This window comes from uncultured Varibaculum sp., assembly GCF_902489465.1.
In the GTDB taxonomy this organism is placed as follows: Bacteria; Actinomycetota; Actinomycetes; order Actinomycetales; family Actinomycetaceae; genus Varibaculum.
Genome location: NZ_CABTZZ010000043.1, coordinates 1 through 14,985, shown reverse-complemented (window position 1 = coordinate 14,985; position 14,985 = coordinate 1). Strand labels below are relative to the sequence as shown.

11 protein-coding genes are annotated in these 14,985 nt (G+C 53.3%); 9 read left to right on the top strand and 2 right to left on the bottom strand.

The genetic code is table 11. The features are described 5' to 3' along the window. Both RDM26_RS07405 and RDM26_RS07400 read left to right on the top strand, forming a co-directional pair. The coding region (locus RDM26_RS07405) for a pyrophosphate--fructose-6-phosphate 1-phosphotransferase (RefSeq protein ID WP_307738339.1) at nt 1–887 on the top strand (887 nt) is incomplete at its 5' end. 276 nt (nt 888–1,163) lie between these two features. Continuing rightward, nucleotides 1,164–2,561 (top strand): class II 3-deoxy-7-phosphoheptulonate synthase, encoded by a 1,398-nt coding sequence (locus RDM26_RS07400; protein ID WP_307738338.1) that lies wholly within the window; start codon nt 1,164–1,166, stop codon nt 2,559–2,561. A 72-nt stretch (nt 2,562–2,633) separates the two neighbouring features. Here RDM26_RS07400 and pknB read toward each other — a convergent pair whose 3' ends face one another. Continuing rightward, on the bottom strand, nt 2,634–4,745 hold the full coding sequence (gene pknB, locus RDM26_RS07395) for a Stk1 family PASTA domain-containing Ser/Thr kinase (RefSeq protein ID WP_307738337.1): 2,112 nt from the start codon (nt 4,743–4,745) through the stop codon (nt 2,634–2,636). A gap of 84 nt (nt 4,746–4,829) precedes the next feature. Here pknB and RDM26_RS07390 point away from each other — a divergent pair, with 84 nt between their 5' ends. Continuing rightward, entirely contained in the window at nt 4,830–5,171 is a 342-nt protein-coding gene (locus tag RDM26_RS07390) for an Rv2175c family DNA-binding protein (protein ID WP_307738336.1), read from the top strand. Between the two features lie 10 nt (nt 5,172–5,181). Here the strand turns inward: RDM26_RS07390 and RDM26_RS07385 are convergent, their stop codons facing one another. Then, on the bottom strand, nt 5,182–6,252 hold the full coding sequence (locus tag RDM26_RS07385) for a polyprenyl synthetase family protein (RefSeq protein ID WP_307738335.1): 1,071 nt from the start codon (nt 6,250–6,252) through the stop codon (nt 5,182–5,184). Between the two features lie 136 nt (nt 6,253–6,388). Here RDM26_RS07385 and RDM26_RS07380 point away from each other — a divergent pair, with 136 nt between their 5' ends. From RDM26_RS07380 to RDM26_RS07355, 6 genes are all read left to right on the top strand, one after another. Continuing rightward, nucleotides 6,389–8,290 (top strand): RNA polymerase sigma factor, encoded by a 1,902-nt coding sequence (locus RDM26_RS07380; protein WP_307738334.1) that lies wholly within the window; start codon nt 6,389–6,391, stop codon nt 8,288–8,290. Between the two features lie 127 nt (nt 8,291–8,417). After that, nucleotides 8,418–8,651 carry a hypothetical protein gene (locus RDM26_RS07375; RefSeq protein WP_307738333.1) on the top strand — a complete coding sequence of 78 codons (234 nt, stop codon included), beginning with the start codon at nt 8,418–8,420 and terminating at the stop codon, nt 8,649–8,651. 342 nt (nt 8,652–8,993) lie between these two features. Beyond that, nucleotides 8,994–11,120: a DNA gyrase subunit B gene (locus RDM26_RS07370; protein ID WP_307738332.1), complete on the top strand. Its 2,127-nt coding sequence runs from the start codon at nt 8,994–8,996 to the stop codon at nt 11,118–11,120. Nucleotides 11,121–11,160: 40 nt separating this feature from the next. Beyond that, a complete protein-coding gene (locus tag RDM26_RS07365) occupies nt 11,161–12,249 on the top strand; it encodes a GNAT family N-acetyltransferase (protein WP_307738331.1) in 1,089 nt (362 codons plus the stop codon). Next, complete coding sequence (locus RDM26_RS07360) at nt 12,249–13,238, top strand: hypothetical protein (protein ID WP_307738330.1); 990 nt, start codon at nt 12,249–12,251, stop codon at nt 13,236–13,238. The genes RDM26_RS07365 and RDM26_RS07360 overlap by 1 nt, the downstream gene beginning before the upstream one ends. A 267-nt stretch (nt 13,239–13,505) precedes the next feature. Next, nucleotides 13,506–14,985: SdrD B-like domain-containing protein (locus RDM26_RS07355; RefSeq protein ID WP_307738329.1), on the top strand; the 1,480-nt coding region annotated here is incomplete at its 3' end.

Sequence of the window (14,985 nt, the reverse complement as noted above, 5' to 3'; positions counted from 1 at the left end):
GAGAATCCTGGGGATGGGTCCTGCCGGCTATCGGTGGCGATGAGAGTTGCGCGCACGCAGCGTGTTTAGCTCTTTTCAAGCAGGAGCCGGCATACGAACTGACGGTAGTGGGATTGCCCAAGACTATTGATAACGATGTTATTCCGGTGCGCCAGTCCCTGGGTGCTTGGACCGCGGCTGATAACGGCGCGCTTTACGCTGAACATGTGATTGCCGAATGCCAATCCAACCCGCGTGAACTGATTATTCACGAAGTAATGGGACGTAACTGTGGCTATTTGACGGCTGCCACTGCCCGTTCTTACCGCAAGCTGCTAGACAAGAAAGAATGGCTGCCCTCTATGGGACTTACTCGCGAATCGCGCGATATTCACGCCATTTTTGTGCCGGAGGCGCATATTGATATTGAGGGCGAGGCTACCCGCCTGCGCAAGGTAATGGATGAGGTCGGAAACGTAAACATCTTCCTGTCTGAGGGCGCTGGGGTCAGCGAAATCGTGGAACAGATGGAACAGGCGGGAGAGACGGTTCCGCGCGATCCCTTCGGACACGTGCAGCTTGACAAGATTAACCCCGGTCAGTGGTTCGCTCGCCAATTTGCCGAGCGGATCGGAGCAGAAAAGGTTATGGTGCAAAAATCGGGTTACTTCTCGCGGGCTTCTGCGGCGGGCGTAGAGGATCTGCGGCTGATCAAGTCGATGACCGATTACGCGGTGCAGTGTGCTCTAGAGGGTAAACCGGGCTTGATCGGGCATGATGAAGAGAACGGTGATGTTTTGAGCTCGATTGCATTCTCGCGGATCAAGGGTGGTAAAGCCTTTGATATTACTGCCCCCTGGTTCCAGGAAATGATGAAGGAAATCGGGCAGGAAGTACGTCCTGCCTAAGGTTTAGTTAGAGCTATTAGCTCACTTGGTTTTTAAAGTGAGTCGGCACTGCTAGTTCTGGTGCTTTAAATTCTTTGGCTCTCGCTGCATCCAGCAGCGAGAGCCAAAGAAATTTTTGGTGGTAGATCTAGCTGGTGGATTAGCACTATTAGCTGAGCACCGACCGCCATAACGGGCGGGAAACAACACAAAGTAGGGTAGATACTTCCCTGGGGGAATAAGTTCGTTTTACGGACTTATTCGTCTTAAAATCTAAAACTTACTAGGGTGGATTTCGTGGACGAGAAAACAACTAGAGCTCTGAATTCATGGCGAGGTTGCCCGGCAAACCAGCAGCCCACCTACCCAGACCAGGAACAGCTGCAAGAAAAGTTGGCTGACCTGCGCACTCGTCCTCCTTTGGTGTTTGCCGGCGAAGTAGATGCCCTGAAAGAGCTGTTAGGACAAGCCAGCCAGGGCAAAGCTTTCGTGCTTACCGGTGGGGACTGTGCGGAAACTTTCGCCGAGTCAACCGCGAATCGGGTTCGGCTAAAAATCCAGACTATCTTGCAAATGGCGATTGTGCTTACCTATGGAGCCTCTTTGCCGATTGTAAAAATGGGGAGAATGGCTGGTCAATACGCCAAACCTCGTTCTAGCGACACCGAAACCCGCGACGGAGTTACCCTACCGTCCTACCGCGGGGATGCGGTTAACTCCTTCGAGTTCACCCCCGAGGCGCGCCGCCCAGACCCGGCACGCCTGTTAGATACCTATACACGTTCGGGAACCACTTTGAACTTGATTAGGGCATTTACCCAGGGTGGTTATGCCGACCTGCATCGAGTTCATGAATGGAACCGGGGTTTTATCTCTAACCCAGCCTATAAACGTTTTGACGCGCTAGCTTCCGATATTGACCGGGCGATTTCCTTTATGGATGCCGCCGGCGTCAGCGCCGAGGAACTGCGTACCGTAGATTTTTATAGTGCCCACGAAGCTTTGCTTTTAGAATACGAACAGGCTATGACCCGGGTAGATTCACGTACGGGCGAACTGTATGACACTTCAGCACACTTCCTATGGATCGGGGAGCGTACCCGACAGATAGATGGGGCTCATGTGGAGCAACTATCGCAAGTCGCCAATCCGATCGGGGTAAAAATCGGCCCCAACGCCAGTGGAGATGATTTAGCGCGCTTGCAAGATAAACTCAATCCCGATGCCGAACCGGGGCGCCTTTCCTTCATTACTCGCATGGGTTCACACGAATTAGAGTCGGCATTACCCACACTTTTGGAGGCACAAGTGCGTGATGGGCGTCCGGTTACCTGGATGTGCGATCCCATGCATGGCAACACTATTAGCTCATCCTCTGGTTATAAAACTCGTAGTTTTGAACAGATCCTGCAAGAGGTAGCTAATTTCTTTACCGCACATCAGGAAGCGGGGACGATCCCGGGGGGAATCCATGTGGAGCTGACCGGAGATGATGTTACGGAAGTCATTGGGGGCAGCGAACACTTGACCGAGGAGTCTTTGAAGAATCGCTACGAAACCTTGGTAGACCCGCGGCTTAATCACCAGCAATCGCTGGAGTTGGCATTCCAAGTGGCAGAAATGCTGCAAAAACGCCACGACACTTTAGGTAATCCTCTGCGCGCACCCCTAGAGCCCTGGGGATACACGGTATAAGACCGCCGGGTTCGTGCCCGCAGGCGTCTCCAAGTGCTTCCTCTAGCTGGGGCGTCCTTGGGCAACCTCGGCTTAAACGTAGGTCAAAGTGACCGTGGAACCGCGTTTTAGCTTGGTTCCCCCGCCGGGGGATTGAGAATAAACCCGGTTGGGAGCAATTCCCAACAGTTGTTTTTGCACCTGTACCTGGAACCCGAGATCGGTTAATTTCTTTTTGGCTTGTCCCATATTAAGCGCAGTCACGTTAGGCACCTCAACTATTTCAGGTCCTTGTGAAACCCGGACTTTTACCTGGTCGCCATGGTATAAAGTAGTTCCCGCTGCCGGCTCTTGCCCGATGATTTTCCCGCGCGGAACCGAATCCGAAAACTCGGTAGTTTTCTCCAGCTTCAATTTGAGGTCACTTAAGGTTTTCGCGACTTCTTCTTCGCTCTTGCCCGCAAAATCAGGTAGCGTGATAGGCTCTTTACCTTTTGAAACGATTACTTTCACCCCACTATGGTGGCGGAGGCTGGTGCCGGCTTCCGGGGCAGTAGCGATGATTTTCCCCTTCGCTACTTCATCGGAATACTCTTCGCTACTTTCAGCGATCTTTAGTTTTACTTCTTTGAGGAGTATCCCGGCTTTTTCGCCCTCTTTACCAGCAAGATCCGGCACCTTCACATATTCAATACCGCGAGAAATATACAGGTCTATCTGCGAATTCTTCTTGGCTTTTTGGCCGGCCTTAGGGTTGGTACGCGTGGCCTTACCGGCAGCGACTGTATCGGAGTATTCCCGCTGGGTGTTCACTTTAAACTGGGCGTTTACCAGCATCTCCCGCGCTTGCACCGCGGTTTTTCCTGCCACGTTAGGCACCGCTACGCGCCCTCCCGGTCCCAAAGTGAAATACCAGCCAGCAAAGGCCGCCGCGATCACTAAAACCCCGGTGATAACTGCCGCTATCCAGCGTTTCTTCTTTCCCCGCTTGGCCGGAGCCTTAGGGGTTGAGGGAGCTGGCGCGGTTTCGACCACGGTTAGTGATTTTTCTGTCTCAGAGGGAGCCGGCGCGCAGGAAGTATCTGCGGGTGAGTCCAGGTGGACAGGGCGAATCGGAGCCGCCGGAAGTTGCGGAGAGGCCACTGGCAAGACCGGTAGCCGGGCAGTGCCTCCTTTGCCTAGCGGGGTACGTTCAGTTTCTTTTTCTTTAGTGCCGCTCGCGGGGCGCTCGGCGCGGCGCCCTCGCAGCTCGGGGCTAAGACAATCTATAACCGCCCTAACCAGCTGCAGGGCAGCTCCCGCGTCAACCGGACGATCCTTTGCGTTACGCGCGGTCAGCGCCGCTATTAGATCATCAACTTCGCTAGGAATCCACGGAACCTTGCCTGAAAGCGGCGGCACGTCCTCGCTCACGTGTTGCCAGGCAGTCCGAATCGCAGTATCACCCTGGAAGGGGGGTAGCCCGCTGATCAGTTCATAGGTCATGATTCCCACGGAATACACATCGCAGCGGGCATCTGAAGTGGTTTCGGAAATCAGTTCTGGCGCCAGGTAGGTGACCGTTCCCATCACCGATCCGGTAGTGGTGCCGGTGGCTTGGTTAACCGCGTGGGCGAGCCCAAAATCTGCTACTTTTACCTGACCGGAAGGAGTCAGCAGAATATTTTCCGGTTTGATATCCCGATGAATAATCTGCATTTCGTGGGCTGCTTGCAGTGCCTGTAGCACTTGTGCCGTGATTTCTAGGGCGCGCCCTAGCGGTAAGGTGCCCTCTTTAGTTAGTAGTTGACGTAAGTTGGAGCCATTAATAAACTCCATCACCAGGTAGGGGCGGCGCCGCCAAGTTCCCTGATCAAAGATCTGCACAATTGCCGGATGCATGAGGCGAGCCGCGGACCGAGCTTCCGCTTCAAACCGTTCCACCAGGGAGGCAGTATTCGCCAAGTGCGGGTGCATCATTTTTAACGCCACATCTCGTCCTAAGCGTTCATCATGAGCCCGGTAAACGCTAGCCATCCCGCCGGTATCAATTATCTTCACTATCCGATAGCGTCCATCAATCAGGCGTTTTAACATATGGTCTTCGTCAGTGGCGCTGTGGCCTATGTCCGGAATCTGGCTTGTGGTCTCGACCTCTGCGTGCGCGATAGACGAATCCTGTGGGGTCTCGCTAGCGTGGCTGCTAGCTTCCGGATCGTTTCTCATAAGGTAATCCTAGCGGGCAGCGACGCTTTTACCGGTAAGCGGCGCGGATAGGAGCCGGCTTGTAACCTCAGATAAGCTAAGAGCATGGATACGATTAGTTTCGCGCAAGCCGCCGAGCGCCTGGGGGTAAAAGTTACTCGTGCTCACCGGCTCCTCAATGAGCACCGTTTGTTAGCTCTCCCGGATGAGCAAGGGAAACTACAGGTAGTAGCGGAATCGCTTCTGGAGACCCCCGAGGGCTGGGCTCTCGTGGAACGCCTGCCAGGCACGATGCTCACCTTGCTAGATGGCGGTTTTACTGTTCAAGAGGCAACCGAGTGGGTACTGGCTTCCCAGCCCCTATTGGATGGGCAGCGTCCTATTGACCTATTGCGAGCCGGCAGCCACAGCAAAGTTAACTCGGTAGCTGCTATGCAGGCCATTTAGGCTCCTAGCTTTAGGAATCCCGCTCCACTAGGGAGCGTCCCAGACGCAGCAGAGCCTCGCGACCCGCATTATCAAATTCGCCACTAGCTACCAGGGCGTCACCTTTAGCGGCATATTCGGTGATTAGCTGGCGGTGCTGGTCTCTGACCCCTTGGCTATGTAGGGCGTCAGTAACGGCCAAAATTTGTTCTTCGCTGGCGGCGCGGTTACCGAAAACCTGATGTAAGTTCGCGCGCGCGTCCTCACCCAGGAGCTGTTCCGCTAGGGACCACAGGACTGTCTTTTTTCCTTCGGTTAAATCTCCACCTGCAGGTTTACCGGTTTGGCGGGGATCGCCAAAGACACCGAGTTCATCGTCGCAAAGTTGAAAAGCGATTCCCCAATATTCCCCGATTGTGAAGAGGGTTTTTAGCTGCTCGGGGCGGGCTCCGGCCAGGCGGGCTCCGAGAGTGAGCGGGTGTGCCACCGAGTAGCGTCCGGACTTGTGACGAATAACCGTTAAAATCTGCTCGCGCGCATGGGCGGGGTCAAGCTTATCGGTCTCTAGGCGCAAGTCCAGATACTGTCCGGCGGCGACCTCGCGGGTCATTTCGGTCCAATTAGCGAAGAATGCGTCCGGATCTTTGGTGGTGGCAGCGACCTCGAAAGCACACTGATCGGCCACCGCCAGCAGGAGATCTCCTAAGAGAATTGCCGCTAGCCGCCCAGATTCTTGGGGGTCGCCGTGGCGTTGGGCAGCTAAATGCCTTTTCGCGAAACTGATATGGGCGGCATCTTTACCGCGACGCAAGGCAGAGTTGTCAATAATGTCGTCATGGACGAGGGCGCTGGCTTGGTAAATCTCTAAGGCGACCCCGAGGTCAAGTACGGGTTTTGGCGGGGTATCATTGCTGTCAGTTATCGCTTTCCAGCCGGTGTAGGCCAGGCGCGCCCGGGTACGTTTTCCTCCTTTAAGAGCTGCCAGTCCTACTTCAAATAGCTCTGCTATTCCCGTTAGCTCTTGCCAGCGGGCTACCCCGGCTTGCCATACCTGCGGTAATAGTTCATCAATTTGAGTGGAAAACTCTTGAGCGCTGGGCATCGCTGGTTACTCTCTTTCCTTTATAGTTCTCCTCTAGCCGCGAAAAATCCTCTAGATTTGTGCTAGAAAGTGTGGTATTGAATTATAATTATTGAGCATTCTCTATGAAATCGTTTAGAAATCAGGAAAGGTCGCTGTGACTCCTCAACCTGCTCAATCTGAATCTAGCGCGAAAACTCCCTCGAAAGCTACTACCAAGGCCACTACCGCCGGGAAATCTGCTGCTAAGAAGACCGCTAAAAGCACTGCCAAAAAAACTGCTACCGCGAAGAAGGGGGCGGTAGCTAGTAAGACCACCACCGCCAAGAAAGCGGCTACCAAGAAGGCTAGCGGAGCCCAGAAGACGGCAGCGGCAAAAAAGACTACCTCCGCCAAGGCGCCGGCTAAGAAAGCTTCCAGCAGCAAAACTAGCGCGGCGGATAAGAAGGCTGCTGCCAGCAAGACTGCTGCCTCTAAGAAAACGGCTACCACTAAGACTAGTAGTGCCAGTAAAGCGACCGCGGCTAAAAAGACGGCAGCGGCAAAGACTGCCACCAAAATGACCGCAGGCAGTAAAGCTAGTGCCGCGAAGAAAACTACTAAGAAAACTACTGCCGCTAGCAAAACCAGTGCTACCAAACAGGCGGCTGCAGCTAAGAAGACCACGGCAGGCAAGAAGACCGCGGCTAAGAAAACTACCGCTAAGAAAAGCGCGGCGGCCAGCAAAACCATCGCGGAAAAGAAGACTACTCCGAAGAAAACCACTACGCGCGGTAAAAAAGCTGAAGTCGAAACGCTGGAAGAAGAGCAAGAGCTGCTAGAAAATCCCGTCGAAGTTGACGAAGTTGACGAAGACGCGGTAGAGCCGGGCGACGAAGATTTAAACGATGAAGAAGAAATCGACCTCGAATCGGATCTTGATGATGACGACGAGGACGATGAAGATGACGAAAAGCATGGTGAGGATCGCGAACCGGAAGAGGACGATGACGAAGAGGAAGATGCTCCCGCCAACGCCATCGAAGGCTTAAATAAGGCGATTGCCCAGGCAAAAGCCAATGCCAAGGGGCAAAAGAAAGGCAATTCCTTCACCGTTTCTGATTCTGATGAAACTGATGAACCGGCGCAACGAGTCACGGTTGCGGGTGCGACTGCAGATCCGGTTAAGGACTATCTAAAACAGATCGGTAAGGTCGCGTTGCTAAACGCGGCGGAGGAAGTTGATTTAGCGCGGCGGATTGAGGCGGGTCTGTATGCCCAGCATCAGTTAGAAACCGAATCGGAAAATCTGACTTCTAAGATGCGCCGAGACTTGCATTCTTTAGCGATTGACGGTCAACATGCCAAAAATCACCTGTTAGAAGCCAACTTGCGGCTAGTGGTGTCGCTGGCGAAGCGCTATACCGGCCGGGGAATGTTGTTCTTGGATTTGATTCAGGAAGGCAACCTGGGGTTGATCCGGGCAGTCGAAAAGTTCGATTACACCAAGGGATATAAGTTCTCTACCTACGCCACCTGGTGGATTCGCCAGGCGATTACCCGCGCGATGGCCGATCAGGCGCGCACTATCCGTATCCCGGTCCACATGGTAGAAGTAATCAATAAGCTGGCACGGGTACAGCGGCAGATGTTGCAGGATTTGGGACGCGAACCTACTCCCGAGGAGCTCGCTAAAGAACTGGATATGACGCCGGAAAAAGTGGTGGAGGTTCAAAAGTACGGGAGGGAACCGATTTCTTTGCATACCCCTCTGGGTGAGGACGGCGACAGCGAATTCGGGGATCTGATTGAAGACTCGGAGGCAGTAGTACCCGCCGATGCGGTCAGCTTCACCCTGTTGCAAGAACAGTTGCGCCGCGTCCTCGACACGCTTTCTGAGCGCGAAGCCGGGGTAGTGTCGATGCGATTCGGTCTAGGCGACGGACAGGCCAAGACTTTGGATGAGATCGGTAAAGTTTACGGGGTGACCCGCGAACGTATCCGCCAGATTGAATCCAAAACTATGTCGAAGTTGCGTCACCCCTCGCGCAGCCAGGTACTACGCGACTACCTGGATTAGGGTCGCCGCCACACTTTGAACTTTCCGCCGTCCTTGCCAAATGCAAGGACGGCGGTTTAGTTTTGCCAGACGCGAAAGGAAGAGCGGTAGGCGTGACTTCCTTAGGCGGGCAGTAGACAATGAAGACATGAGTGAGCAAACCTATGTTTTTGACGCGACTGATCGTTGCGATACCTGCGGAGCGCAGGCGTGGGTTCTTGCCCGCCTGGAGGCCGGCAATCTGTTTTTCTGCGCCCATCACGCCCACGCCCTAGTGCCGGCTTTGCGCGCTAGCGGCGCCGAAATCGTGGATAACACCTCGCAGCTGCATTTTGAGGAGGCCGAAAACGCGCCTATGACTTCACTTTCTCGCGCCCGCTAGGGGCGGTTGCCTTACTTGCTATCAGCTTTTAAACTGCACTAATCCGTAAGTTTTAACTTTTCGCGCTTAGTTTTCCTGCCCCGGTTGCTCTGCTGGGGTGGCTTGATTCGAGTCGTCCGGACTTTCCGGGTACTCTGGGGCAGGTTGTGGGGGAGTTCCCTAAGTCTGGCTTCGGCAGTATTTATCCCGATTATACTCGCTAATCCTATTCACAAAACGGTTACGAGATAGTGGCGGGATACTGCGCCTATTACCCCGCAACCCGGCGGGAAGTCCCTCACAATCACTCGCCCTCGGAAAGCCGCTCGCCACCTAAAAAGTGGCACCCCTTAAACTAGGGGGGTGGCACTCAAGACGAAATCGGATTACACCGCCCGGCACCTGTCGGTACTAGAAGGACTGGACGCAGTTCGCAAGCGTCCCGGTATGTATATCGGCTCCACCGATCACCGCGGGCTGATGCATTGCCTGTGGGAAATTATCGACAACTCGGTAGATGAAGCCCTCGAAGGTTACTGTGACCGGATCGAGGTCATTATCGGCGATGACCATTCGGTTTCAGTAGCAGACAATGGCCGCGGTATCCCCGTCGATGAAGTCCCCGGGGTGGGACTATCTGGGGTGGAGGTGGTCTATACCAAACTGCATGCGGGCGGAAAGTTCGGCACCGGCTCCTACGGGGCAGCGGGCGGCCTGCACGGGGTGGGTGCTTCGGTAGTAAACGCCCTCTCTGCCCGCCTAGATGTGCAGGTAGATCGGGGCGGAAAAACTTATCAAATGTCTTTTCTGCGCGGGGAACCCGGAGAGTTCGACGACACCCAATCCCGCACGCCTACCTCGCCGTTTAAGCCTTTCACCAAAGAATCCAAACTGAAAGTAATAGGGAAAGCCCCCAAGAAAAAGACCGGAACCCGGGTGCGTTTTTGGGCAGATTTTCAGATCTTCCCCAAAACTGCCGCCACCGGATTCTCGTGGGAGCACCTGTTAGAACGCGCGCGCCAAACCGCATTCTTAGTGCCGGGACTAACTATTATTTGCCGCGATGAACGTCCGGAAGAACCCCTAGAAGAGTCTTTTAAGGCCGAGGGCGGAACCGAAGATTTCGTGGACTTCCTCGCCCCCGATCAAGCGATTGTAGACACCTGGTGTATTCGTGACCAGCGTACCTACAGTGAAACGGTGCAACAGTTAGACCAAGAAAGTGGGCATTTACGCCCGGTAGAAGTAGAACGCACCTGCGATATCGATATTGCCCTGCGTTGGGGCAACGGCTATGACACCGTAGAGCGCTCTTTCGTGAACATCGTGGCCACCCCCATGGGCGGCACCCACATTATGGGATTTGAAAACGCCCTAGTGCGGGTATTGCGCAGCCAGATCGATAAAAATAAGAAATCGAAGCGCCTGAAACTCACCCAAAAAGAAGCCAAGATCCGAATCGAAAAAGAGGACGTAATGGCGGGGCTGACCGCAGTGGTGACCGTGCGGCTGCCCGAGCCCCAGTTCGAGGGGCAAACCAAGGAAGTATTAGGTACTCCCCAGGTGCGTCAGGCGGTGTCCAGTGCAGTTAGCTCCTGGCTGGAAAAGAAGTTTGCTTCCTCTAAACGCGATGATAAACAGCAAGTATTTGCCCTGATGGAAAAGGTCGTGGGGGAGATGCGGGCGCGAGTGAGTGCGCGGCATCAAAAAGAGATTTCGCGGCGTAAAAATGCCTTGGAAACCTCCTCGCTACCGGCCAAACTCGCGGATTGTCGCTCTAATAAAGTTGAGGATTGCGAACTGTTTATTGTGGAGGGCGACTCGGCACTAGGTACCGCGAAACAGGCACGCTCTGCGGATTTCCAGGCGTTGCTGCCGATTCGCGGAAAAATCCTCAACACCCAAAAAGCTTCTACTTCCGATATGCTTTCCAATGCCGAATGCGCAGCGATTATCCAAGTTATCGGGGCAGGTTCTGGGCGCAGCTTCGACTTGGACTCGGCCAGATACGGCAAAGTCATTATGATGACCGACGCCGATGTGGATGGCGCGCATATTCGCACCCTGCTGCTAACCCTATTCTTCCGTTATATGCGCCCCCTGATTGCTGCCGGGCGGGTTTATGCGGCAGTCCCTCCCTTGCACCGGATCGAAGTTCCAGCTCAGGGGCGGAAAAAGAAAGAAATTATTTATACCTATTCCGAGGACGAGCTACATCAGCGTCTGCGCGCCCTCGCTAAGAGTGGACGCAAATATAAGGAACCCATCCAGCGCTATAAAGGGCTGGGCGAAATGGATGCTTCGCAGCTGGCAGAAACCACCATGCAGCGCGGCAAACGTATACTCCGCCAAATTACTTTTGCCGATGAAGCCGCGTTGCAACAAGCCGAAAATATTTTTGAGCTGCTCATGGGATCCACGGTAGCGCCTCGGCGGGAGTTCATTGTGGCAGGCGCAGACCAACTGGCAGCTGAACAAATAGATGCTTAACAGTTTCGGTTTGCCGCTTGACCCCCGTTAAGATAAAAACATGTCAACTTTGCGCGAAAGGTTAGGGAGCCTGCCAGCTGCCCCGGTACCCCCGGTTCACCTGGGTCTATATTGGCGACCTTCGCGTGAAACTGACTCTTGGAGAATCCGGGAACTGATTCACTTAACCGAACAGCATTCCCATCCCGCGCGCCCTACTTCCGAGGGCGAGATCACCCGCCTAACTCAGGCACTAAGTCACCCGGAACTGCAAGATTGCTTGATTGGTTTAGATTCCCGTGGCAACCTGGCGGCTTTCGGGTCAGTCACCCTGCAGCCAGATGAAAAAACCTATGCCCGCGCCGACCTATTCGCGGTCGCTGCTGAGCATTGGCGAGGACGCGGAATCGGCAGAGCCTTGTTGGCCTGGCAAGATGTGCGGGCTCGGGAACTGATGCTGGATTACTATGGCGAAGACTATGAACGTCCCGCCCAAATCCGTAACGTGGTTGATGAACGCGCCGGAGACCGCCGGATGCTTTATGCCGCGGCCGGGTTCTCGGCGCAGCGTACGATTAAAGTCTTTTCTCACCAATTAGATCCTGCTACCCTGACTAAGCTCCCCTTAAAGTTCCCTATTAAGGACGTGCGGATAGTTTCTGCCCGTCGCCTCTCGCCTGATCAATGGGAAGAAGTAAAAGCCCTACATGTAGCGAATTCTGCCCGGCTTTATGCGGCGAAAGGAGATGCTTCTCGCTGGTGGGGGCGGGTAGTGGCGAACCTGGCTCCCGATCTTTCTTTTGCGGCTATATCGATGAGCTCTGGACGGGTGCTGGCCTATTGTCTGGTGGTTTACCGCAATCTTTGCCAACGCAGCACCCTAGAATCTGAGGGAATATCTGAACAAATCATTCCGGCAGTAGCAGTTGACATTTTTGGTGATGACCGGCGAAATGCCGACAGTCACGGCGCCGATTTTGCGGTACTCAAACAGGTGCTTTCCCAAGTACTCTTAGCTTGCGCAGATTCGGGCTATAAACAGGTCTTTGCTGAGGATAACTATCCGAAACTTGGTGATCTGTCCCGGGTATGTACCGCTTGTGATTTTCAGTTAGCCGGAGCCCGCATGATCTATACGGTGGAGTTGTAATGGAAATACCCGCATGGTCATTGCCGGCAGGTAGCGGAAACTTTTCCTGGCGCAAACTCGGCTCCGATAACGTGGCAGAAGTGGGAAGTCTGATCCACCGGATCGAAGAGTTCGACAATCCGCCCTTTAGAACCGCGATTTCTGAAGTGGAAGATTTTTTTGCGGCTCCCTCCAGCTGGCGCACGATCGGCGCTTTCGGTTCAGGAAACAACCTGGTTGCCTATGCGCAGGTGCGTCCCCGGTTACTGTTAAACGAAGTGGTTTGTGAAGGCGGAGTAGATCCGCGCTACCGCGGTCAAGGACTTGGACGCGCCTCCATATCCTGGCAACGAGATCAGGCTCGAGCCTTACTAGATCATTCCCGTCCCGGACGCGCCCTCTTTTATGTGGAAGATATCGCCCCGGAACTGTCCCAATTACTGGTAGATGCCGGTTATACGCAAACTGATTCCTTCGTGGATGTGTCTCGGGACCTGTCCGCTCCGATTGCAGTACCGAGCCTGTCCCACCCGTTCCAGATTGTCACCTGGGATAAAGAACTCGATGACCTGTTGCGGCAAGCTGTCAACCGGATCTTGGAAAAGCGGAAAGCAGATTCGGGATACACTTTAGAGGATTGGACAACTCGCCGGGGAGAATTTACCCCGGATTGTTCTTTCGTGGCGCTAGATAAAACCACGGATCGTTCCGAGATCGCTGGCTTTGTGCTGTCTTCTATATATCGGCAAGATTGGACCGCGGTAGGGAATCGCCAAGGCTATATCGATTTGTTAGGACTCCTTCCGGGGTGGGAAAACGAGGCGATTCTAAAATCGCTAATCGCGGGGGTGCTGACGGCCTTTAAAAAACAAGGATTCGCTACCGTCGGTGCGCTACTGCCGGAGACCGCCGACCCCGCCACTCGGCATCTATTTTTAGAGGCAGGATTTAAAGTTATCGGCACTTCCACCCAATACGCGATCGAGACTCCTGCCTCTTGCGAATCTTAATTCTTAGTAAGTGACCCCGGATTTACCTATTCGCTGCGTCAATTAACTATATTGCTCGCATGGTGAGGAATTGATGTTGACATTCAATTGAGTAACCTTTTAGCAACAATTGGGTTATACGTCTTTAACCTGCAATAATGGCAATTTTTTTTTGGGGGGGGGAGTGTAAAAGGTAGTAGAATAAATCCGTAATACCCATGAAAGAGATTTTAGTTGAGGGCTAGAATCTTTTTCTTTCGTGGTGCCATTTCAAGGAAAAGGAGAGTAATGAAAACCAGACGTTTAGGGGGACTTTTAGGTACCCCCTTGGCCGTCGCTTTAGTCGCGGCTTTTATCCCTTGGGGGGGGGTAGCTCAGGCGGTAACGGCCAATGATTTTGAGGTAAATACGGCTTGGACAACCTCCGAAGAGGACAATATTACCACTGATTTCACCTCCAAAAGTCCGTCATACAACCGTGCCTACTCAAAAGCATCATCTAGCATCGGAGATGTCGATGTAGTTGCTACTTTCGAGAAGCAGGCAGAAAGGGACGAGGGAGCTACTTATCTTACTCGCCAGGGAACCAATCAAGCGGCTTATAAGGCTACTGCCCAACAATTTGTAGGAGAGCCCGATCCCGCTAGCATTCCGGCATTGGGGATTGCTGCTCAGGGAAGTACCGGATCAGGTGGTCCGTTGGGCAGCTGGCAGAAATTAAACTTTAATGGCGCCTCGGAAGTGGGTACAGTTACTTTCAAGTTTTCCAAGAAAGTAACCGATCCGATTATTGATATTTCTGGTTTGGGTGGCTATTCCTACCACTCAAATGATGCATCCTATGCCGTCGGAAATTTTGTGAGAGCCTCCTTTAACGCCACCGATATGGAGCTTTTAACCGAAGGGGTTAAATTCGTTAAGGCTTCCGATGGTGAAAATCTTAATGTTACTGATAACACCTTGGAAGTGGCCGAACGGAACACCTACAACCTCTCGAACGGTTTGCCGTGGTCTGGACGCCTGGATTGTGGAAATCGAAATTATCAATATCCAGAGTTTTACTCTCCTGAACTGGTTCAAGCCGGTACCGGGTCTGTACGTTTGCAAGGAACTTTTGACACCGTCAAAATCAAGCTCCTGCACCACGCTGTTCCTTTCAGTGCTTTTGAAGGAGCTGGAGCAGCCATTTACGCAAATAACGCCGATAAACCCGGCTACGGGCCTGCCTATGGAGATGGAATTAACGGTTATAACGTCTTGAACAATAAACCGATTATGATCGGCAATCAACAAGCTAGTAACCAAGAGAATCTTGACTTTTTCCGGCTGAGTTTCCGTCTTCCCAAGAGTGCCCAGATTTCCGGAAAAGTTTGGAATGATACCAACAAAGACGGTATGCAGGCTGCCACTGAGAGCAAGGTTGCTGGGGTTACGGTTAAGCTGCTAGACGAGCAAGGCAATCCGGCAGTTGACGCTAGCGGAAACCCGGTTGCCGATGTGGTAACCGACGATCAAGGTGCTTACTCTTTCACCAATCTAGCTGCTGGTAATTACAAAGTACGGTTCGTACCTCCCGCCGGGCAAAAGCTCACTTTACAAGGTGAGGGCGCAGGTGAAGTTAATTCCGATGCCGATCCTGACACTATGACAACTGAGATTATTACGCTGCAAATCAATGAGCATCAACAGAACATTGATGCTGGTTTGGTTCCGGTTGAGAAGTTTAAGGTGACTCATAAGTTTGAGTCGGCTACTGCTGGTATGGATT